The sequence below is a fragment of the Enterobacter sp. HNDS-6 genome, from assembly GCF_039850505.1.
Classification (GTDB): Bacteria; Pseudomonadota; Gammaproteobacteria; order Enterobacterales; family Enterobacteriaceae; genus Enterobacter; species Enterobacter kobei.
The window spans coordinates 3,821,585-3,841,485 of sequence record NZ_CP156673.1; the positions used below are offsets into that span (position 1 = coordinate 3,821,585).

Below are 19,901 nucleotides of genomic sequence, written 5' to 3' on the forward strand. Positions count from 1 at the left end.
GCCTTTTTGGATCAAACACTCATCTCAACTTATTTGGAGATGTGAGCGATCAGGTCCAGTACTTTGTTAGAGTAGCCAGTTTCGTTGTCGTACCAGGAAACCAGTTTCACGAAGTTGTCGTTCAGTGCGATACCAGCTTTAGCATCGAACACGGAAGTGCACACTTCGCCGTTGAAATCAGTAGATACAACGTCGTCTTCGGTGTAACCCAGAACGCCTTTCATTGCGCCTTCGGAAGCAGCTTTGATTGCTTTCTTAATTTCTTCATAAGAAGCAGCTTTTTCCAGACGAACGGTCAGGTCAACAACGGATACGTTAGGCGTTGGAACGCGGAACGCCATACCAGTCAGTTTGCCATTCAGTTCTGGCAGTACTTTACCTACAGCTTTAGCAGCACCGGTAGAGGATGGGATGATGTTCTGAGCCGCGCCACGGCCGCCGCGCCAGTCTTTGTGAGACGGGCCGTCAACGGTTTTCTGAGTAGCGGTGGTAGCGTGAACGGTAGTCATCAGACCTTCGATGATGCCGAAGTTGTCGTTGATAACTTTAGCCAGCGGTGCCAGGCAGTTGGTGGTGCAGGATGCGTTGGAAACGATGTCCTGGCCAGCGTAAGTTTCGAAGTTTGCACCACGAACGAACATTGGGGTGTTGTCTTTAGAAGGACCAGTCAGAACAACTTTCTTCGCGCCTGCAGTGATGTGTTTACGTGCAGTTTCGTCGGTCAGGAAGATACCGGTAGCTTCAGCTACAACATCAACACCGATTTCGTTCCATTTCAGGTTAGCTGGGTCTTTCTCAGCAGTAACGCGGATGGTTTTGCCGTTAACAACCAGGTGGCCGTCTTTCACTTCAACGGTGCCGTCGAAACGACCGTGAGTTGAGTCGTACTTCAGCATGTACGCCATGTATTCAGCGTCCAGGAGATCGTTGATACCAACGATTTCGATGTCAGAACGTTTCTGAGCAGCACGGAAAACAATACGGCCGATACGGCCAAAACCGTTGATACCTACTTTGATAGTCATATATTCCACCAGCTATTTGTTAGTGAATAAAAGGTTGCCTGTAAAATTACAAAAACCTTACGCAGCGTCAAGCGGAATCGTGTCAATCATTGCGACAAATCAATCCTGTGACTAACGTTTGTGCGACTGACTCGCCTCACTTTCCCTTTGAGCTTGCAACCACATGGGGGCTGCGCCCGGAATTTTAAAGTCCTCGCAGGATAAAAATGTGAACATGATCACAATTGCCTGACCGCCTTTTCGCGACACATAAGTTTAGAACAAAAGTGCACGCAAGGGTGTTAATGTTTTGTTAGAATCCGGGTTAAAAGATGTCTGTTTCTACAGCGAGATGTAAGCATATGTCGAACCAACGTAACCCTGACGATTTGAAAAAAAACCTCACAGAAATGCAGTTTTACGTGACGCAGAACCACGGCACGGAACCGCCATTCACCGGGCGTTTACTGCACAACAAGCGAGACGGCGTCTATCACTGTCTGGTCTGTGATGCCCCGCTGTTTAACTCACAAACGAAATTCGATTCCGGCTGCGGCTGGCCGAGCTTTTACGAGCCGGTGAGCGATGAGGCAATCCGCTATCTGAGTGACACCTCGCACGGCATGGTGCGCACGGAAATCCGTTGCGGGACCTGCGATGCACATCTGGGGCACGTCTTCCCGGATGGTCCACAGCCAACGGGGGAGCGTTTCTGCGTCAATTCGGCCTCCATGAGCTTCACGGATGAAGAAAACGGCGACCAGATCAAGGGTTGAAAAAACGATTCAGCAAATTATTCCTTTGAAAGGGAGAGATCGTGAATATTGATGACATGATTAACGGGATGACCCAGGACATTTATCAGCGTCTGGTCACCGCCGTTGAGCTGGGAAAATGGCCGGATGGCGTGGCGCTTACCCCTGAGCAAAAAGAGAACAGTTTGCAGCTGGTGATGCTGTGGCAGGCGCGCAACAATACTGACGCGCAGCACATGACGATCGATACCAACGGCCAGATGGTGATGAAAAGCAAGCGAGAGCTGAAAGAAGATTTTGGCATCACGCCGAAGCCAATTGCGACGCTGAAAATGCAATAACCGTGCGGGCTGATGCCTTCATCCAACCCTCTCCCACGGGGAGAGGGTTTGAATGCGTCGCTACTTTTGCGGGATCCCTAATGACTCTGCCAGCTGCTTCGCTAACTGGTTGTTATCGTCCGCGCCATACTCCCAGAACATCGCCCCGGCGAGACCTTTCTGTTTAATGTAGTCCGCTTTGATCGCCACGGAACGCGGGTTCTCATACGAAATCGCAAAGAGCGCCTTGCCGTCGGCTGCTTCCACGGAGAGCCACGGCACTTTCGCCTGGTCGTCCCAGTGCTCGGTAAAACGCTTCTGCGGATCGTTCAGCAGCTTTTTCACGATATCGTTGTACTTCACGTAGGTATCTTTGGACAGGTCATAGCCGAGCGACCTGAACAAGCCGAGCTCCTGCGGTCCAAAGTAGGGCTGGGTGACCGGATTTTTTTGTGCGTCCGGCTTGCTCCAGTCGATACCCGGCTCAACGGCGCGTTTCGGTACGCGACCGTAAAACCCGATCCCGAGGTTCATCTGCTGTGGTTTCAGTCCCGCGGCCAGATAGTTATTTACCACAAAGTCCACGCTGTATTTATCGGCAGCAGCCACCGTCGGCCAGGCGCTGGAATCATAGAGGTTGGCGTTAAAATACTGGGTACCATACGCCATGTCGTAGGTCATCAGGTTGATGTAGTCGAGCAGGGGAGCGATGGCTTTGACATCCACCCAGCTTTTCGGACTTTCCGCATTGGCGCCTACCGCAATGGTCACCAGCTTTTTCTGCCCGAATGCGTCGCGCATCTCTTTCAGCAGCGCGGTGAAGTTGTCCCTGTCGGCTGGCGTGCTGGCAACCAGTCCCCACGCGCCGTTGACCGGGTACTCCCAGTCGAGATCAATCCCGTCCAGACCGTATTTGTCGACAACCTCCTGGGCGGATCGGATAAACACCGCACGACTCTCTTTGGTGGCCGCTGCGCCAGAGAAACCACGCGCACCCCAGCCGCCAACAGAGAGCAGCACTTTAAGGTGCGGGTTTTGTTTACGCAGAGTGGGGATTAAGGCCAGATCGGATGCCACTTTGGGCGAAAGCCAGATCTGATGCAGTTTCGTCGGATCTTTCAGCGCGGCGTTGGTTTCGTCTTCCTCGTCGTTGTAGACCAGACCAAACGAATAGTTCAGGTGGGTGATCTGGCGGACATCCAGTTTATTAATGTCGCCACCCGGTCCGGCGGTGACATCGCCACCCCCGTTGAAATAGCCGACGGACATCAGGGGTGCAGCGGAAGCCAGTGACGCGCAAAGCAAGGGTAATGCTGCCAGCAAGGGCAAACGTTTCATATAATTTCCTCTTTGACTTAATAAAAATAACCACGCCACAGAAAAGGCGTGGCGAAAAAACAACCTGACGAGAATAGCATTGCCGCTTCGCTGAGGATGCGAGGGAGTTCACTTTATGGGGATTGGAGAAGAAATGCCGGGTGGCGCTGCGCTCCAGAGAAAGTAGGCCGGGTAAGGCGAAGCCGCCACCCGGCTTAAAAGACTACGCCTGCGTTTCCAGCCAGTCTGCCAGGGTATACAGCGTCGCGCCTTCGGCAGCCATCTCCATAAACGCCTGAGCGCTGTCCTGAGGGTGAATGTTCACCCCGCGGCAGCCGTCGGTGATCACGCTGACGGTGTAGGCTGACTGGAGCGCGTCCAGTACGGTAAACTTCACGCAATAATCTGTCGCCAGCCCAAGCACAATCAGCTCCGTGATTTCATGGTGGCGTAACCACGCGTCCAGCGCGGTCTTCTGACGATGACCGTTATCAAAAAACGCGCTGTAGCTGTCTATTGTCGGGTTTTCACCCTTATGGAACACCGCGTCGATGGCTTTCTGATTCAGGAGCGGATGCAGCGCCGCGCCTTCCGTTTGCTGCACGCAATGATCCGGCCAGAAGGTTTGCGCCAGCCCGTCGAGTTCACCCTGAGTGAACGGTTCGACGTTGTGCTGGCTGGCAAAACTGCCGTGGTTAGCCGGGTGCCAGTCCTGGCTGGCGACCACCGCTTCACCGCGGGCTTTACACCAGTCAATCAGCGTATTCGCCACGTCAACGGTGCTGTCACCTTCGGCGACGGCCAGCGCGCCGCCTGCGCAGAAATCATTTTGCAAATCGACCAGTAGCAGGGCGCGTTGCGTCATGAGGCCTCCTTATTCGTCCGGGGTCAGTTCACCGCGCAGATTTTGCATCATGGCGTTGCGAATGGACTGAATGTCCAGATCCTGACTCAGTAAATAGTGAAGTTTAGTCAGCGTCGCCTCAACGGTCATATCGAAACCGCTGATGACACCCGCATGTGCCAGCGCGTTGCCGGTGGCATAGCCACCCATATTCACTTTGCCGGACATACACTGGGTCAGGTTCACCACCACAATTCCGCGTTCGCTGGCTTCCTGAAGCTCTTTCAGAAACTCACCGTTCTGCGGGGCGTTGCCCACGCCGTAGGAGCGCAGGATCAGCGCTTTCACTGGCTGGCGCAGGAAGTTGCGGACCACGTCGGCGGAAATACCCGGGTAAATGGTAACCACACCGATGGGCTGCGGGGTAATCGGATGCACAATCAGCTCGCCAGCGGTATTCGGTGCAGGCGGCGTGCCCAGACGACGGATATGAATCCCCGCTTCCAGCAGCGGCTGCAGGTTCGGTGAGGCGAAGGCGTCAAAACCATCGGCATGGGCTTTCGTCGTGCGGTTGCCGCGATACAGACGGTTGTTGAAGAACAGCGAGACTTCGTTAATCGGGTAATTTGCCGCCACGTACAGGGAGTTCAGCAGGTTGATCTGCCCGTCGGAGCGTAACTCCGCCAGCGGAATTTGCGACCCGGTGACGATAACCGGCTTGCTCAGGTTCTCCAGCATGAAGGAGAGCGCCGAGGCCGTGAACGCCATGGTGTCGGTACCATGCAGGATCACGAAGCCGTCGTACTGGTCGTAATGCGCTTTAATGTCATCCGCGATGTGCTGCCAGTCTTCTGGCGTCATGTCGGAGGAGTCCATCAGCGGCTCGTATTCATGGATGGTAAAGTCAGGCATTTCCGGACGGTGGAACTCAGGCATCAACGCAAGCTGACGCTGAAGGTGGCCGGAGACAGGAATATAGCCATTTTCAGAGCGCTGCATACCGATGGTACCGCCAGTGTAGGCTACATAAATCGATTTCTTCTGCATGGTAGTGAGTTCTTGTTCTTCAAAAGAAAAAAATCCCCTCTTCGCGAGAAGAGGGGACGGTTTTTAACGGACGTTCGCGCAGGTCAGGCAAAACGCGTAACGACTTTGTGGATCGTTAAAGGCCGCGAGCTTATCGCTTTCCGTCTTCATCGCTTTCGCTGCCGTGGCAACCGGCGCAGGCAGGTAAGCCTGCAGCGCCTCCGGCAGCATGGCGCGAACGGAGACAGACATGCTGTCCATCACCATATCGAAGAAAGACGGCTCATCCTGATAATACTCAATGTGCCATTGCTTGAGCTTCGCCAGGTCGGCCGCTTTCTTCACGGCGTCGTCAAAATCACCCAGACTGTCCACCAGTCCGTTGTTCTTCGCGTCCTGACCGGTCCAGACGTGGCCCTGAGCAATCTGGTCAATCTGTTCTGGCGTCTTTTTACGCGAGTCAGCCACCAGCGTAATAAAGCGCTTATACCCGTTCTCAATGCTCAGCTGCATCATCTCCGACACTTCCGGCGGCAGGGATTTTGTTATCGACACATCTGCCAGCGGCGACGTAGAAACACCGTCGGTGTGCACGCCCAGATAATCCAGACTGTTTTCCACAGTGTTAATCACCCCGAAGATGCCGATAGAGCCGGTCAACGTGCTTGGGTTAGCCACAATGTAGTTGGCTGGCGTGGAGATCCAGTACCCACCTGATGCCGCCATTCCGCCCATGGAGACGACGACCGGTTTGCCCGCAGCGCGGGCCGCGGCCAGCTCAGCGCGGATCACTTCGGAGGCGCTCACGCTGCCGCCCGGGCTGTTTACGCGCAGAACAATGGCTTTCACTTTCGGGTCAAGGCGCGCGTCACGGATTTGCGACGCGGTGGTGTCACCGCCGACGTTACCCGGGGTTTCCTGACCGTCCATGATGGCGCCGTTGGCAAACACCACGGCTACGCTGTCACCGCTCTCGTCCGGTTTTTTCGCAGCGTAGTCATACATACTGATCGCGCTGTAGTTTTTGTCCTCTTTGCTCCAGCCAAACTGTTTGGTCAGGGCTTTTTCGATATCTGCACTGGTACCCAGCGCATCAACGAGTTTATTGTCGAGGGCATATTTCGCGGTATCGCCGTCAACCTTACGCAGACCCTCCAGCACGCCACGTGCGCCCGGGAAGACCTGCTCAGCGGTAATTTGACGGTTAGCGGCCACGGTGCCCAGATAGTTCTGCCACAGCTCGCCAATCCAGCGGCTGTCCGCTTCACGGGCAGCAGGGGACATATCGTCGCGAATAAACGGCTCCACGGCTGATTTATAGGTGCCGACGCGGAAGACGTGGGTCGTCACTTTCAGCTTGTCGAGCAGCGATTTGTAGTACAGGCCGTTGGTGGCAAAGCCGTGCAGATCGACCGTCCCCTGCGGAGAGAGCCAGATCTTGTTGGCGAAGCTTGCCAGATAATATTGCCCCTGGCTGTAGCTGTCGCCCACGGCGATCACTGGCTTACCGCTGTCGCGGAATTCACGCAGCGCTTTACCGATGTACTGCATTGAAGGCTGGTCGCCTCCGGCAAAATCTTTCAGATCCAGTACGATCCCGGTGATATTTCGGTCGTCTTTGGCCTGACGGATAGTATCGACAATATCGAACAGGGAGTTTTCCTGCAGGCGGTCGGACGTCGCGCCAAACAGCTGACGGCCAATGACCCCCAGACGGTTGCTGGTGGACGGTTTATCCACGATGACGCCGGTGATATCGAGTAACAGCGCCCCGCGAGTTGAATGCTGCGCCTGATTCGCATTGCTGATATGCATCCAGATGCCTGCGCAAACCAGAACCAGCAGGATGAAGAAGATGTTCATCACCAGGTTGCGGACGAAGTTGAGCAGTCGCCACGTCCATTTAAAGAAACCGGCAAAGATTCGCCAAAGGGTTCGCATGTATTCTCCCTAACCAGAAAATGACTGTTTCCGTCGCCACTGGACGGTAATGTTGGGTTATCGTAATGACCCAACCGCCACTTGTCAGCAGGAATCGCCTGCCAGGCTGTAACAAAATCTGCGGCCGTGTTAATTTTGTGAGTAAATTTCAATAAAGGAGTTAACTAATGGACGCACTTGAACTGCTTGTTAACCGCCGCAGCGCGTCACGTCTGGCCGAACCTGCCCCGGCGGGCGAGCAGCTGGAAAACATTCTGCGTGCCGGGATGCGTGCCCCCGATCACGGCACGCTGCAGCCGTGGCACTTCTTTGTGATTGAAGGTGAAGGCCGCGATCGTTTCAGCCAGCTGCTGGAGCAGGGCGCGGTTGCCGTCGGGCAGGATGAGAAAGGTATCGATAAAGCGCGCAATGCGCCGTTCCGTGCGCCGATGATCATTGCCGTCGTGGCGAAATGTCAGGCTGGCCACAAAGTCCCGGTCTGGGAGCAGGAAATGTCTGCTGGCTGCGCGGTAATGGCGATGCAAATGGCCGCTGTCGCACAGGGGTTTAACGGTATCTGGCGTACCGGTCCGCTGACCGAGAGCCCGGTAGTCCGTGACGGTTTTGGCTGCGGTGAGCACGATAAAATTGTCGGTTTCCTCTACCTCGGTACGCCGCAGCTTAAAGCCTCCAGCACCATCAGCGTGCCGGACACTACGCCTTTCGTCAGCCGTTTCTGATAACCCACGCTAAACTGTCTGGATTCTGAGCATCTGCCGCAGAATTCAGACAGTCATACTTACCTCTTTATGGAATGAGCGCTACCATAGCGCGATTGAGATGACAGGAGACGTCCATGAGCGAGCAAACCATTCGTTTAACGCAGTACAGCCACGGAGCCGGTTGCGGTTGTAAAATTTCCCCGAAAGTGCTGGAGACCATTCTGCACAGTGAACAGGCGAAGTTTGTCGACCCGAACCTGCTTGTCGGCAATGAAACGCGTGACGATGCTGCAGTTTATGACTTAGGTAACGGCACCAGCATTATCAGCACCACTGACTTCTTTATGCCGATTGTCGATAACCCCTTCGATTTCGGGCGCATTGCGGCCACCAACGCCATCAGTGATATCTTCGCGATGGGCGGTAAGCCGATTATGGCCATCGCCATTCTGGGCTGGCCAATTAATACCCTCGCGCCGGAAATTGCCCGCGACGTCATTGATGGCGGCCGTTTCGCCTGTCAGCAGGCGGGAATTGCGCTGGCCGGTGGTCACTCGATTGACGCGCCTGAACCTATTTTTGGCCTGGCCGTCACGGGCGTGGTGCCGACCGAGCGCGTGAAGCGCAACAGCACCGCGCAGGCGGGCTGCAAGCTGTTCCTCACCAAGCCGCTCGGCATTGGCGTACTCACGACCGCCGAGAAAAAATCCCTGCTGAAGCCGGAACACAAAGGTCTGGCAACGGAAGTGATGTGCCAGATGAACCTTGCGGGCGCGGCATTCGCCAATATCGACGGCGTGAAGGCGATGACCGATGTGACCGGTTTTGGTCTGCTGGGACACCTCTCCGAAGTGTGTCAGGGCGCGGGCGTGCAGGCACAGGTCTGGTATCAGGACGTGCCGAAACTGCCGGGCGTGGAAGAGTACATTGCGCAGGGCGCGGTGCCGGGCGGTACTCAGCGCAACTTTGCCAGCTACGGTCACCTGATGGGCGAGATGCCTGAAGAATGGCGCAACCTGCTGTGCGATCCACAAACTTCCGGCGGCCTGCTGCTGGCGGTCACACCGGAAGCCGAAGCTGACGTTCAGGCAACGGCCGCCGAGTTTGGCATTACCCTGACGGCGATCGGCGAGCTGGTGACCGCACGCGGTGGCCGACCGATGATTGAGATCCGTTAATTCGATGCGGTTGTTTATTGCCGAAAAGCCGAGCCTGGCGCGCGCCATCGCCGACGTGTTGCCGAAGCCGCACCGCAAGGGCGACGGCTTTATCGAATGCGGTAACGGGCAGGTGGTGACCTGGTGTATTGGTCACCTGCTTGAGCAGGCGCAGCCGGACGTCTACGACAGCCGCTACGCCCGCTGGAACCTCAACGATCTGCCCATCGTGCCGGAAAAATGGCGCCTGCAGCCCCGGCCTTCGGTGACCAAACAGCTGAACGTGATCAAGCGTTTCCTGCACGAAGCCTCTGAAGTGGTTCACGCAGGTGACCCGGACAGGGAAGGGCAACTGCTGGTAGATGAAGTGCTGGACTACCTCGAGCTGGCGCCGGAAAAACGCCAGCAGGTACAGCGCTGCCTGATAAACGACCTCAACCCGCAGGCGGTAGAGCGTGCGATCTCGCGTCTGCGTGCCAACAGCGAGTTTATCCCGCTGTGCGTCTCGGCGCTTGCGCGCGCACGCGCTGACTGGCTGTACGGGATCAACATGACCCGCGCCTACACCATCCTCGGGCGAAATGCGGGCTATCAGGGGGTACTCTCCGTGGGCCGCGTGCAGACGCCGGTGCTGGGGCTGGTGGTGCGTCGTGATGAAGAGATTGAGAACTTCGTCGCCAAAGATTTCTTTGAAGTGAAAGCGCATATCGTTACGCCTAAGGACGAACGCTTTACCGCCGTCTGGCAGCCGAGCGATGCCTGTGAATCGTACCAGGATGAAGAGGGGCGCTTGCTGCACCGTCCGCTGGCGGAGCATGTGGTTAACCGTATTACCGGTCAGCCTGCCATCGTCACCAGCTATAACGATAAACGGGAATCAGAACCCGCACCGCTGCCGTTTTCGCTCTCGGCCTTGCAGATTGAGGCGGCGAAGCGCTTTGGCCTCAGCGCGCAAAACGTGCTGGATATCTGCCAGAAGCTCTATGAAACTCACAAGCTGATCACCTACCCGCGTTCGGATAGCCGTTATCTGCCGGAAGAACATTTTGCCGGTCGCCACGCGGTACTGAATGCGATAAGCGTACACGCCGCCGATCTCCTGCCGCAGCCGGTGGTGAATCCGGACACCCATAACCGCTGCTGGGATGATAAAAAGGTGGACGCCCACCATGCAATTATCCCGACGGCACGCGCCAGCCACGTTAACCTGACGGATAACGAAGCGAAGGTCTATAACCTCATCGCCCGTCAGTATCTGATGCAGTTCTGCCCGGACGCGGTGTTCCGCAAATGCGTCATTGAGCTTGAGATTGCCAAAGGTAAGTTTATCGCCAAAGCGCGTTTCCTCGCGGAAGCGGGCTGGCGCACGCTGCTCGGCAACAAAGAGCGTGACGAGGAGAACGACGGTACGCCGCTGCCGGTAGTCGCGAAAGATGACGAGTTATTGTGCGAGAAAGGTGAAGTGGTTGAACGTCAGACCCAGCCGCCACGCCATTTCACCGATGCGACGCTGCTGTCTGCCATGACCGGGATCGCCCGATTTGTGCAGGATAAAGATCTGAAGAAAATCCTGCGCGCCACCGACGGTCTGGGTACGGAAGCGACGCGAGCGGGGATCATCGAACTGTTGTTCAAGCGCGGCTTCCTGGAGAAAAAAGGACGCTATATCCACTCCACGGAGCCGGGCCGGGCGCTCATCCACTCCCTTCCGGAGCTGGCCGCGAGGCCGGACATGACCGCGCACTGGGAATCCGTGCTGACGCAAATCAGTGAAAAGCAGTGCCGCTACCAGGACTTTATGCAGCCGCTGGTGGGGACGCTGTATCAGTTGATCGATCAGGCACGCAGTACGCCGGTGAAGCGGTTCAGAGGGATGGTTGCGCCGGGTAGCGGTGCGAAGAAGCCCTTTAAAAAGAAAAAGAGCGCGGCAGCTTCTTAAACCGTAGGCCGGGTGGCGGCTTCGCCTTACCCGGCCTACAGGGCGAGAACACAGTGAAAGCTTAAATCACACCCTGCCCAATCATCGCATCCGCCACCTTCACGAATCCGGCGATATTCGCTCCGCGCACGTAGTTAGTTTGCGACGCTTCACCGCCGTACTCCACGCAGGCGTGGTGAATATCCAGCATGATATGGTGCAAACGGGCATCCACTTTCTCCGCCTTCCAGCCAAGACGCGCGGCGTTTTGCGCCATCTCAAGGCCGGAGGTTGCCACGCCGCCCGCATTGGCGGCCTTGCCTGGGGCAAACAGCACGCCCGCTTCGAGGAACAGATCCGTCGCATCGATCGTAGTCGGCATATTCGCCCCTTCGGCCACCGCCTTCACGCCGTTGCCGATCAGCGTGCGCGCGGCGTCCACGTCCAGTTCGTTTTGCGTGGCGCACGGCAGGGCAATATCCACCGGAACACCCCACGGCTGCTTGCCTTCCAGATACGTCAACCTAAATTCCTGGGCATAGTCTGCGAGCCGCCCGTCGCGGCTGGCTTTAATTTCGCACAGGCGCGCCAGTTTTTCTGCCGTAAAGCCCGCTTCATCCACCACCGTGCCACGGGAGTCCGAGGCCGTCACCACGCGGGCGCCAAACTGCATCGCTTTTTCGATAGCGTATTGCGCCACGTTACCGGAGCCGGACACCGCCACGCGCATCCCTTCAAACCCTAACCCGTGACGCTTGAGCATCGCCTCGGTGAAATAGACCAGACCATATCCGGTCGCCTCCGGACGAATCAAACTCCCGCCAAACGACAATCCTTTGCCGGTAAAGACGCAGGCGCTGTTGTTGGAAAGCTTTTTCATCATCCCGGCCATAAAGCCCACTTCGCGGGCCCCCACGCCGATATCCCCCGCCGGTACGTCGGTGTCCGGACCAAGGTGGCGCCAGAGTTCGGTCATCAGCGCCTGACAGAAACGCATCACTTCACCTTCGCTTTTCCCCTTAGGATCGAAGTCACTCCCGCCTTTCCCGCCGCCCATCGGCAGGGTGGTGAGCGCGTTTTTAAACGTCTGCTCAAAGCCGAGGAATTTCAGGATCGACAGGTTCACGGAAGGGTGGAAACGCATGCCGCCCTTAAACGGGCCGATGGCGGAGTTAAACTGCACGCGCCAGGCGCGGTTGACCTGGACCTGATTGCGGTCATCCACCCAGGTCACGCGGAACTGGATCACCCGTTCTGGCTCAACCAGACGTTCCAGCAGCGACAGTTGACGATAACGCGGGTTTTCTTCAAGGAAAGGCCACAGGGTGGTCATCACTTCACGAACGGCCTGAGCGAACTCGCTCTGATGCGGGTCGCGCTGCTGAACATGGGCAAGAAAGCTTTCCAGAGAGCGTGTCTGATCCATAGATATAAGAACCCCTTATAGTCATTTATGTATATTGCTTATGCGATTTGTGTTGTTTTTTTGACTATACCACCCGTACTGCTTTGTGAAGCAAGCAGAAATGTAGGGGGAAAGGGAAATTAATGACCCGCGCTGCGTCATAACAAAAAGCGATGATGTGTGAAATTAAAGATTCTGCCCGATTAACCGTTATAGTCATTATCAGGACATAACAGGAAGACAAGTTTATGAATCGTTACGTGATGGCTGCATTTTCGTTGATGTTGACCGCTGGCGCGCAGGCTGACCGCATTCGCCCGGACGTGGAGGTGAATGTCCCGCCGGAGGTCTTTAGCTCCGGCGGCCAGCGTGCGCAACCCTGTAACCAGTGCTGTATCTATCAGGATCAAAATTATTCTGAAGGAGCAGTGGTAAAAGCGGACGGGGTTTTGCTGCAATGCCAGCGTGATGAACGCGCGATCAGCACTAACCCGCTGGTCTGGCGGCGCGTAAAAGAATAAACGCCTCCAGCAGCGGAATATCCGCCGGGGCCAGGTCGTAGCTCAACGCCTCTTCCGGCGTGCACCACGCCAGCGCGCTGTGGTAGTGTGCGGTTAACGCTCCGCTAAAGGCAGGAACATGCCAGGCGTGCAGGTTGATTAACCGCTGCGACACTTCGCGCTGGTGGCTTGCCACATACTGCACGGGCTGCGCCTCAATACCCAACTCTTCACGCAGCTCGCGGATTAGCGCCTGAGGCTGGGTTTCACCGGCCTCGACTTTTCCGCCAGCGAATTCCCACATTCCCGGTTGATCGGCGTGGGCAGGGCGCTGCGCCAGTAAAATTTTGTCGTCTTTTTCGATGATGGCCGCAACGACATCGACTGTTTTTAGCATGGTCGTCAATACTTGATAGCGAAAAACGACATATTATCGTGCCCTTTCAAAGAGTCCAGTCATCAGGAGAAACAGGTGAAAGAGTCGTCCACCTGGGTAGAACCCATCCCAACCCTTCCGGCGAGCGTAAAACCGATTGCCGCCATGCAGCGAAAACACTTTGGTGCAGTCCTGAATCCCACGCGCTGGTGGGGGCGCATGCCGCGTCTGTTCTGGCTGGTCGCATTGTTTGTCGGTTTTCTGGAGCGAAGAAACGCGCGCCTGACGCCGCAACTCCGCTCGCTGCTGATGACGCGGGTATCGCAGCTGTGCCACTGTGCTTTTTGCATTGATGCTAACAGCCTGCGTCTGGCCGAGCGCAGCGGGGCGCTGGATAAAGTCCAGGCCGTGAGCGACTGGCCAGACTCTGACCTGTTCAGTGAACAAGAGCGCGCGGCGCTGGCCTATGCTGAGGCGGTCACCGCCACGCCGCCCAGGGTGGATGAAGCAATCAAAACGGCGCTGATACGCCACTTTACCGATGAGGTTATTACTGAAATGACGGCGCTCATCGCCTTTCAGAATCTCTCCGCCCGCTTTAACGCCGCGCTGGATATCCCGGCGCAGGGGCTGTGCGCCACGTTTAAAGGGAAGCCTGATGCTTGACCGTCACCTGCACCCACGGATAAAACCCGCGCTGAATCGTCTGGTCTCTGCGCTGGATAAGCCGGGCATTACGCCCGACGGACTTACCCTGGCGGGGTTTGCCATCGGCCTGCTGACGTTGCCATTTCTGGCCCTCGGCTGGTACCCGGCAGCACTGGTCGCCATCGTCCTGAACCGCCTGCTGGATGGTCTGGACGGTGCGCTGGCGCGCCGGAGAGGGCTCACGGATGCGGGAGGGTTTCTGGATATCGCGCTCGATTTCCTGTTCTATGCGCTGGTGCCGTTTGGCTTTGCGCTGGCGGCACCTGAGCAGAATACGCTGGCTTCCGCCTGGCTGCTGTTCGCATTTATTGGCACCGGGAGCAGCTTTCTGGCCTTTGCGGCACTGGCGGCGAAGCACAATATCGACAACCCCGGCTATGCGCACAAGTCGTTTTACTACATCGGCGGGTTAACGGAGGGGACGGAGACCATCGTGCTGTTCGTGCTCTGCTGCCTGTTTCCGGCCCATTTTGCCGTGTTCGCGTGGATATTTGGCGCGTTGTGCTGGCTGACCACCACAACGCGCATCTGGAGCGGTTATGTGACGCTAAAGTCACTCAAACCTTAATGCGTACTCTCGGGCCCGCGCTCACCGCGGGAGACCGGGTTCTGCGGGTTACTGCTCCACTCATACCAGCCGCCGTCATAGACGGCGACGTTCTTCCAGCCCATCGCCCGGGCGTACATAAAGGTTTCAGCCGCTCGCCAGCCGGTGCCGCAGTAAAAGGCGACGTGCTGCTCCGGCAGGATATCCCACGTTTTCCACATGGCGGTGATGTCGTCGGCGCTGCGCATGGTGCCGTCCGGGTTGTGGAAATCTTCCATGTGGGTGGCATCGCTTCCCGCGTGGCCCCAGCGGGCGCCGGCAATGTCACCTTTTGGCTTGATGTAGCTGTAGCCGCTGGTTTCGCCGATAAATTCCGGCCACGAACGAATACTGACGAGAGAGGCATCCTGGCGGTGCAGCATACCGCGCGCCTGTTCCATATCCACCATCAGTTGCGGCTGACCAGGGATCGGTGCGCCAAAATCAGGGGCGGGTTTCACTTTCCCTGGCGTACCGCGTTCAACCGGCAGACCCGCATCTGACCACGCCTTCCAGCCGCCATCGAGTATGCGCACATCCTTCACGCCTGCATACAGCATAATCTGCGCCACGCGCGCGGCGGCGTAAACGTCACGACCATACAAAATGACGGTGGTATCGTGACGGATCCCGTGCTTCGCCAGCATCGCTTTCAGCTTGTCGTCGGAGACTTTATTCCACAGCGGCTCGCTTTCCACTTCGTTGGTGTCGATGTATCCCGCGCCGGGAATATGGTTCAGCAGATAAAACTTCGGCGCGCCCCAGGCCGCTTCTATGACTTTCCATTCACCCGCGGGCGCGGCTGTCACCGGTTTACCCTGCTGGAGCTGGTGGATCCACTGCGGATAGACCAGCTGTTCAAAGTGCGGCAGACGCTGCAGGCGGTCCGGGGTTTGCAGGGCATCGCTGAGCAGCGAGATAGCGTTATATCCGGCTTTCTCCAGGCGCGCTTTCACCGCCTGGTTGGCGCTATCGTCGCCGTACAGCGCGACAGGCGTCGCAGGCGAAAACTGATGCTGTTTAGCCCAGCGCGCCAGCTGTTCGTCGCTCATTGCGTCAAGCCAGCTGGCCGCAAGGTTGAGCGCTGCGGGTTCATGCCCGGAAGGACCGCTGAGGGTCTGCGGCCAGCCGTTGTAGAACGCGCTGGCGCGGGTGTCGACAGGCGTACCGTGCTGCGCCTGAAGCTGGGACAGCGTGAGTGAATTGGCCATTTCAGCCGCCTGAGAGGAAAACGAAGCGAGGCCGCAGAGCAGGGCCAGCGCGGTCAGTTGAGAAACACGTTTCATCGAATAACCTGACGTCAGTAAAAGAGGGGGGCATTGTCGTCTCTCCCGAAACGGAAAACATTGCGTTAGCACATTATTGCCAGCGAGAAATCTCAATCACCTCGCCGGCGGGTGGAATATCGTCCTCATCATGGGTGACCAGCACCACCGGAATATTGCGCGCCCGGACGGTGTCAAACACCCAGGCCCGAAACGTTGTGCGTAACGCTTTATCGAGGCGACTGAAGGGCTCATCCAGCAGCAGTGCCTGCGGTTCAGCGAGCAGGGCGCGCAGCAGACTGACCCGGGCGCGCTCACCGCCGGAAAGGGTTGCCGGGTCGCTGGCGTAACGGTCGCCAAGCCCGGCGGAATTCAGCGCCAGCTCGACGGCTTCCCGACGTGCGCGTCCGGCGATCCGCTCAGGCAACGCCAGCAGCAAATTTTGCCCGACGCTGAACGCGTCAAACAGCAGCGCGTCCTGAAAGAGAATGCCCAGCCCGCGAGATTCGACGGGAAGGCCGTCGCAGCGACGCTCATCGAGCCACAGCTCGCCCCGTGCCTGAAAATCATCTGACAGCGCGCCGACCATCCAGGAAAAAAGGGTCGATTTTCCGCTGCCGGAGGGGCCCATCAGGGTGACGATCTCCCCGCGGGGAACGCAAAAATTGACCTCGCGGAAAAGCGGTTCGATGGTGAGATCCTTTACCTTCAACATTAACGTAATCCCTGACGATAGCGGCCCGCAAGGCGGGAGAAGAGTGAGGCCAGACCGAACACCGTGCCCGTGACCAGCAGTAAACCCAGCGCCCGGTTAGCGAGAACCGGGATGCTGCCCCCGCTGCTGAGCGCGACGGTCTCGGTGGTCAGCGTGGCGAAACGACCTGCGCCCAGCCACAGCGTCGGCATATATTGCGCCATGCTGACTGAAAAACCGGTGGCAAAGGCCAGCAGCGCAGGGCGCACCAGCAGAGGGCATTTCAGCAGGCAGAAGATTTTTGCCCGCCGCCAGCCGAGAGTCCTGGCGGTAAGAATAAGCCGGGGATCGAGCCTTTGCCAGGCCGGTTGCAGCACCAGCAGCATCCAGGGGAGTACCCAGAGCAGATGGCTCCAGAGCACGGCGGCATAGTGGCCGTCGAGGCCCAGATGTAACGCAATGGCATATTGCCCTGTGACCAGCGGTAGCGCCGGGAGCGCGAGCGGTAACCACACCCACGGAGCGCCTCGCTGCGGCCCCCATTCCAGCCAGAGAAAAATGACGATCAGGGCGACAAGGCTCGAAAGCAGACCGAAAGAAAGGCTGGTACTCACCGGGCCAACATCGTCCCGTTGGGCCAGCATCAACAGCACCGCGGCGCAAAGTATCCCGCACGCGGGCAGAAAGCCGCTGAATACACGCTCTGGCAGGGCGAGATGAGACCTTTGGCGTGCGCCCGTCGGATGTGCAAACGTGCGACGCCACACCTTCCACAGCCCGTAGCCCAGCGCAGCAAGCGCGGCCAGCAGCAGAAGGAGAAGCAGGCACAGCAGCGTCCCTTTAGCCTGCTGCTGTACGTCTCCCTGGCTCAGCCACTGCCAGGCCAGCACGGCCAGCGTCGGCGGGTTACCGGGCCCGAGAACGAGCGCCACGTCCACGACGGACAGCGACCACGCCAGCACCGCCAGCATCACCGCGCCGAGTACCGGCGCGATCGCCGGAAGGAGCAGCCAGTTAAGCGTCTGAAAACGCCCGTAGCCGAAGGTCTGCAGGACAATCTTCTGCGGTGCGAGCCGTTTTTCCGGCAGCACGGCGTAAATCGCCCACAGTACAAACGCGCTCTCTTTGACCGCGAGCGTCAGACCCAGCCCGATGCCGTAGCGGTCATACGGAGGTGAACAGACGGTGCAGACCTGATAAAACAGACCGCCTTCGGCAAACAGCAGCAACGCGCTGGAGGCGAAAGCCACATGGGGCACGGCCAGCAGCCACGGCAGGCGCGTACTGAGACGCCGCCAGCGTTTGCCGGGCCAGAAAAGGGCCACGAGAGAAAGGGCGATAAACAACGCCCCCAGCGTGGCGATAAGCGTTGAAACCAGGGTGGCGATGGCTGCCTGAGGCAATTGTGGGTCGTTCAGCAGCCGCTGCCAGTTAACGACAGAAAATGCCGGAGCAAGCAGCATGGCACCGGCGGGCAGGAGCGGCAGATAAATAATCGCCATCGCCAGCCAGACAAGCCAGCTTAACGGGTGCCGTAACGACGCAGCCATTCCTGCTCCAGCGCGTTAACCCAGGCGGACTGCGGCTCTGCCAGAACCTTCGGCAGCCCCTGCGGCGTATGCGCCAGCAGCTGTTTTGCTTCATCTTCGGGCAGCGTTTTCACATCCAGCACGCTCGGGTCACCCCAGATGGCCGGGTCGGCCTTGCGGATTTGCGCCCGCGGTGACAGCAGGAAGTTGGCGACGACTTTTGCGCCAGCGCTTGCGCTGGCATTGGCGGGAATCGCCACAAAATGGACGTTGCCGAGCATCCCGTTGCGAAAACCAAAGCTGTAGCTGTCGGCAGGCAGTTCGCCGCTCGCCACTTTCTGCTGCCCATGCGCCGGGTTAAAGGTCAGCGACAGATTCAGGCTCCCGCTGGCAAGCAGGGTATCCATCCGGGCGGGCGAGGGAGGAAAGTCTTTCCCTTCACGCCACAGCAGCGGGTGCAGTTTATCGAGATACGCCCAGAGCGGGGCGGTCACCTGGGCAAAGGTGTCATCGGGTGCTTTTTGCAACGCATCCGGATGAGCCGTGAGCGTCATCAGCAGCTGCTCAAGGAACGCGGTACCGGTAAAATCGGGCGGGCGGGGATAGCTGAGCTTGCCGGGGTTCTGCCTTGCGTAATCCAGCAACGCCTGCGGATCTTCTGGCGGCGTCGGCATGCTGGTTTTGCGGGCGATAAAGGTCAGCTGCGCGCCGCCCCATGGCGATTCCGCGCCGTCTGTGGGAATGGCGAAATCTTCGGTGACAGGTTTGCGGGTATCGACATAGCGCCAGTTGGGCAACCTCTGCGCCCACCCGGTTTGCAGGAGATTAGCCTCTTTTAGCGTGCGGAAGTTTTCGCCGTTGACCCACAGCAGGTCGACCGAGCCATTCGTTTTGCGCCCCGCGGCGGCTTCGGTCTGGATCCGTTTTACCGCATCGGCAGCGTCGGCCAGCGGGACGATTTTAAGGGTAATGGCGTAGTGCGTTTGCATCTCGCCGCTCACCCACTCAAGGTAGCGGTTGACCGCCGGATCGCCTCCCCAGGCGTTAAACCAGACAGTCTGCCCGTTGGCTTGTTGCTGGATACTTTGCCAGCTGTCGGCGGCATACAGGGGGGCGGCCAGCAGCAGGCCTGTCAGAAACGTGCAAAAACGCACACGGCGCATAATGCCTCACTTTTTGAACGAAGAGGTGTAACGGGAATACAGCCAGCGGGTAGCCAGCGGCAATAACCCCAATAGTGTAAAGGCGAAGACCATACCCGGCGATACAATATCGTGCAGCGATGTCACTTTTCCCAGCTCGCGCCCGGCGTTGAGGAAGACAACCGTGGCGGGCAGCATGGCGATCTGGCTAACCCACCAGTAGCGCCTCACCGTGATGCGGGTCACCCCCATCAGCAAATTCACCACAAAAAACGGGAACAGCGGCATCAGGCGCAGGGCAAAAAGGTAGGCCGTACCCTCGCGCGCCATACCGGTATTCACCGTATTCATCGGCCGGGCAAAGCGCTGCTGAACCCAGTCGCGAAGGAGATAACGGCTGGCAAGCATGGCCAGCGTAGCCCCGAGCGTAGAGGCAAACGAGACCAGCACGGTGCCTTCCCACAGGGAAAACAGTGCCCCGCCCAGCAGGGTCAGGATCGCCGCGCCGGGAAGCGACAGGGCGGAGACCGCTACGTAGAGTGCAAAAAAGATCATTGCGCTCTGCAGCGGCGCGCGGTCGACATGGGAAAGTAACGTCTGCTGGTGAGTTTTAACCCCTTCCAGAGAGAGCGTGCCCGGTGGCAGCATGACAAACGTCAGAATAAATGCGCCCATAAGGGCGCACAGGAAGAGTAATTTTCGACTGTTCACGC

The 19,901-nt window shown here is 57.9% G+C and carries 20 protein-coding genes; 8 read left to right on the plus strand and 12 right to left on the minus strand.

Annotation, left to right across the window (positions count from 1 at the left end):
• Positions 1 to 29: 29 nt before the first annotated feature.
• Positions 30 to 1,025, minus strand: a complete 996-nt coding sequence (gene gapA, locus ABFI50_RS17880) for a glyceraldehyde-3-phosphate dehydrogenase (RefSeq protein WP_014831506.1) — start codon at positions 1,023 to 1,025, stop codon at positions 30 to 32.
• A 341-nt stretch (positions 1,026 to 1,366) separates the two neighbouring features.
• On the opposite strand from gapA, the gene msrB reads away from it, so the two are divergent.
• Together msrB and ABFI50_RS17890 are read left to right on the plus strand one after the other, a co-directional pair.
• Positions 1,367 to 1,780 (plus strand): peptide-methionine (R)-S-oxide reductase MsrB, encoded by a 414-nt coding sequence (msrB, locus tag ABFI50_RS17885; protein WP_347484699.1) that lies wholly within the window; start codon positions 1,367 to 1,369, stop codon positions 1,778 to 1,780.
• 41 nt (positions 1,781 to 1,821) lie between these two features.
• Complete coding sequence (locus ABFI50_RS17890; RefSeq protein ID WP_014883447.1) at positions 1,822 to 2,100, plus strand: YeaC family protein; 279 nt, start codon at positions 1,822 to 1,824, stop codon at positions 2,098 to 2,100.
• A 60-nt stretch (positions 2,101 to 2,160) separates the two neighbouring features.
• On the opposite strand, the gene ABFI50_RS17895 is transcribed toward ABFI50_RS17890, so the two are convergent.
• The 4 genes from ABFI50_RS17895 to sppA form a co-directional block, all read right to left on the minus strand.
• On the minus strand, positions 2,161 to 3,417 hold the full coding sequence (locus tag ABFI50_RS17895) for a glycoside hydrolase family 18 protein (protein ID WP_347484701.1): 1,257 nt from the start codon (positions 3,415 to 3,417) through the stop codon (positions 2,161 to 2,163).
• Positions 3,418 to 3,619: 202 nt separating this feature from the next.
• On the minus strand, positions 3,620 to 4,261 hold the full coding sequence (gene pncA / locus ABFI50_RS17900) for a bifunctional nicotinamidase/pyrazinamidase (RefSeq protein WP_347484703.1): 642 nt from the start codon (positions 4,259 to 4,261) through the stop codon (positions 3,620 to 3,622).
• 9 nt (positions 4,262 to 4,270) lie between these two features.
• Entirely contained in the window at positions 4,271 to 5,287 is a 1,017-nt protein-coding gene (gene ansA, locus ABFI50_RS17905) for an asparaginase (RefSeq protein WP_014883450.1), read from the minus strand.
• Positions 5,288 to 5,350: 63 nt separating this feature from the next.
• Positions 5,351 to 7,207, minus strand: a complete 1,857-nt coding sequence (gene sppA / locus ABFI50_RS17910) for a signal peptide peptidase SppA (protein ID WP_023332746.1) — start codon at positions 7,205 to 7,207, stop codon at positions 5,351 to 5,353.
• A gap of 167 nt (positions 7,208 to 7,374) precedes the next feature.
• On the opposite strand from sppA, the gene ABFI50_RS17915 reads away from it, so the two are divergent.
• The 3 genes from ABFI50_RS17915 (at position 7,375) to ABFI50_RS17925 (ending at position 11,004) form a co-directional block, all read left to right on the plus strand.
• Positions 7,375 to 7,926 (plus strand): NAD(P)H nitroreductase, encoded by a 552-nt coding sequence (locus tag ABFI50_RS17915; protein WP_023332747.1) that lies wholly within the window; start codon positions 7,375 to 7,377, stop codon positions 7,924 to 7,926.
• Positions 7,927 to 8,042: 116 nt separating this feature from the next.
• Positions 8,043 to 9,086 (plus strand): selenide, water dikinase SelD, encoded by a 1,044-nt coding sequence (gene selD, locus ABFI50_RS17920; RefSeq protein ID WP_014883453.1) that lies wholly within the window; start codon positions 8,043 to 8,045, stop codon positions 9,084 to 9,086.
• A 4-nt stretch (positions 9,087 to 9,090) separates the two neighbouring features.
• On the plus strand, positions 9,091 to 11,004 hold the full coding sequence (locus ABFI50_RS17925; RefSeq protein WP_014883454.1) for a DNA topoisomerase III: 1,914 nt from the start codon (positions 9,091 to 9,093) through the stop codon (positions 11,002 to 11,004).
• A gap of 61 nt (positions 11,005 to 11,065) precedes the next feature.
• Here the strand turns inward: ABFI50_RS17925 and gdhA are convergent, their stop codons facing one another.
• Positions 11,066 to 12,409 (minus strand): NADP-specific glutamate dehydrogenase, encoded by a 1,344-nt coding sequence (gene gdhA / locus ABFI50_RS17930; protein ID WP_248189485.1) that lies wholly within the window; start codon positions 12,407 to 12,409, stop codon positions 11,066 to 11,068.
• 227 nt (positions 12,410 to 12,636) lie between these two features.
• Between gdhA and ABFI50_RS17935 the strand changes: the two genes are divergently transcribed.
• A complete protein-coding gene (locus tag ABFI50_RS17935) occupies positions 12,637 to 12,909 on the plus strand; it encodes a YnjH family protein (protein ID WP_014883456.1) in 273 nt (90 codons plus the stop codon).
• On the opposite strand, the gene ABFI50_RS17940 is transcribed toward ABFI50_RS17935, so the two are convergent.
• The gene (locus ABFI50_RS17940) at positions 12,875 to 13,285 is read right to left on the minus strand and encodes a pyrimidine (deoxy)nucleoside triphosphate diphosphatase (RefSeq protein WP_048996547.1); all 411 of its coding nucleotides are present in this window, start codon (positions 13,283 to 13,285) and stop codon (positions 12,875 to 12,877) included. The genes ABFI50_RS17935 and ABFI50_RS17940 overlap by 35 nt on opposite strands.
• 75 nt (positions 13,286 to 13,360) lie before the next feature.
• On the opposite strand from ABFI50_RS17940, the gene ABFI50_RS17945 reads away from it, so the two are divergent.
• Both ABFI50_RS17945 and ABFI50_RS17950 read left to right on the plus strand, forming a co-directional pair.
• On the plus strand, positions 13,361 to 13,930 hold the full coding sequence (locus ABFI50_RS17945; protein WP_088126876.1) for a carboxymuconolactone decarboxylase family protein: 570 nt from the start codon (positions 13,361 to 13,363) through the stop codon (positions 13,928 to 13,930).
• On the plus strand, positions 13,923 to 14,540 hold the full coding sequence (locus ABFI50_RS17950) for a CDP-alcohol phosphatidyltransferase family protein (RefSeq protein ID WP_088126875.1): 618 nt from the start codon (positions 13,923 to 13,925) through the stop codon (positions 14,538 to 14,540). The genes ABFI50_RS17945 and ABFI50_RS17950 overlap by 8 nt, the downstream gene beginning before the upstream one ends.
• On the opposite strand, the gene ABFI50_RS17955 is transcribed toward ABFI50_RS17950, so the two are convergent.
• The 5 genes from ABFI50_RS17955 to ABFI50_RS17975 all read right to left on the minus strand — a co-directional run bounded on the left by ABFI50_RS17955 (position 14,537) and on the right by ABFI50_RS17975 (position 19,899).
• Complete coding sequence (locus ABFI50_RS17955; protein ID WP_088126874.1) at positions 14,537 to 15,844, minus strand: sulfurtransferase; 1,308 nt, start codon at positions 15,842 to 15,844, stop codon at positions 14,537 to 14,539. The two genes, ABFI50_RS17950 and ABFI50_RS17955, sit on opposite strands and share 4 nt — an antisense overlap.
• 73 nt (positions 15,845 to 15,917) lie before the next feature.
• Positions 15,918 to 16,538, minus strand: a complete 621-nt coding sequence (locus ABFI50_RS17960; RefSeq protein ID WP_023332753.1) for an ATP-binding cassette domain-containing protein — start codon at positions 16,536 to 16,538, stop codon at positions 15,918 to 15,920.
• Positions 16,538 to 18,067, minus strand: coding sequence for a thiamine ABC transporter permease (locus ABFI50_RS17965; RefSeq protein ID WP_342858788.1), 1,530 nt, complete (start codon positions 18,065 to 18,067; stop codon positions 16,538 to 16,540). Before ABFI50_RS17965 ends, ABFI50_RS17960 begins: the two co-directional genes overlap by 1 nt.
• Positions 18,040 to 19,209 (minus strand): ABC transporter substrate-binding protein, encoded by a 1,170-nt coding sequence (locus ABFI50_RS17970; protein ID WP_014883462.1) that lies wholly within the window; start codon positions 19,207 to 19,209, stop codon positions 18,040 to 18,042. The genes ABFI50_RS17965 and ABFI50_RS17970 overlap by 28 nt, the downstream gene beginning before the upstream one ends.
• A gap of 6 nt (positions 19,210 to 19,215) precedes the next feature.
• Positions 19,216 to 19,899 (minus strand): TVP38/TMEM64 family protein, encoded by a 684-nt coding sequence (locus ABFI50_RS17975; protein ID WP_232932306.1) that lies wholly within the window; start codon positions 19,897 to 19,899, stop codon positions 19,216 to 19,218.
• Between the last annotated feature and the right edge of the window lie 2 nt (positions 19,900 to 19,901).

Excerpts from the sequence above, each read along its gene's own strand:
- gapA (WP_014831506.1), bottom strand. The coding sequence starts at position 1,025 with ATGACTATCAAAGTAGGTATCAACGGTTTTGGCCGTATCGGCCGTATT.
- msrB (WP_347484699.1), top strand. The coding sequence starts at position 1,367 with ATGTCGAACCAACGTAACCCTGACGATTTGAAAAAAAACCTCACAGAA.
- ABFI50_RS17895 (WP_347484701.1), bottom strand. The coding sequence starts at position 3,417 with ATGAAACGTTTGCCCTTGCTGGCAGCATTACCCTTGCTTTGCGCGTCA.
- pncA (WP_347484703.1), bottom strand. The coding sequence starts at position 4,261 with ATGACGCAACGCGCCCTGCTACTGGTCGATTTGCAAAATGATTTCTGC.
- ansA (WP_014883450.1), bottom strand. The coding sequence starts at position 5,287 with ATGCAGAAGAAATCGATTTATGTAGCCTACACTGGCGGTACCATCGGT.
- sppA (WP_023332746.1), bottom strand. The coding sequence starts at position 7,207 with ATGCGAACCCTTTGGCGAATCTTTGCCGGTTTCTTTAAATGGACGTGG.
- ABFI50_RS17915 (WP_023332747.1), top strand. The coding sequence starts at position 7,375 with ATGGACGCACTTGAACTGCTTGTTAACCGCCGCAGCGCGTCACGTCTG.
- selD (WP_014883453.1), top strand. The coding sequence starts at position 8,043 with ATGAGCGAGCAAACCATTCGTTTAACGCAGTACAGCCACGGAGCCGGT.
- ABFI50_RS17925 (WP_014883454.1), top strand. The coding sequence starts at position 9,091 with ATGCGGTTGTTTATTGCCGAAAAGCCGAGCCTGGCGCGCGCCATCGCC.
- gdhA (WP_248189485.1), bottom strand. The coding sequence starts at position 12,409 with ATGGATCAGACACGCTCTCTGGAAAGCTTTCTTGCCCATGTTCAGCAG.
- ABFI50_RS17935 (WP_014883456.1), top strand. The coding sequence starts at position 12,637 with ATGAATCGTTACGTGATGGCTGCATTTTCGTTGATGTTGACCGCTGGC.
- ABFI50_RS17940 (WP_048996547.1), bottom strand. The coding sequence starts at position 13,285 with ATGCTAAAAACAGTCGATGTCGTTGCGGCCATCATCGAAAAAGACGAC.
- ABFI50_RS17950 (WP_088126875.1), top strand. The coding sequence starts at position 13,923 with ATGCTTGACCGTCACCTGCACCCACGGATAAAACCCGCGCTGAATCGT.
- ABFI50_RS17955 (WP_088126874.1), bottom strand. The coding sequence starts at position 15,844 with ATGAAACGTGTTTCTCAACTGACCGCGCTGGCCCTGCTCTGCGGCCTC.
- ABFI50_RS17960 (WP_023332753.1), bottom strand. The coding sequence starts at position 16,538 with ATGTTGAAGGTAAAGGATCTCACCATCGAACCGCTTTTCCGCGAGGTC.
- ABFI50_RS17965 (WP_342858788.1), bottom strand. The coding sequence starts at position 18,067 with ATGGCTGCGTCGTTACGGCACCCGTTAAGCTGGCTTGTCTGGCTGGCG.
- ABFI50_RS17970 (WP_014883462.1), bottom strand. The coding sequence starts at position 19,209 with ATGCGCCGTGTGCGTTTTTGCACGTTTCTGACAGGCCTGCTGCTGGCC.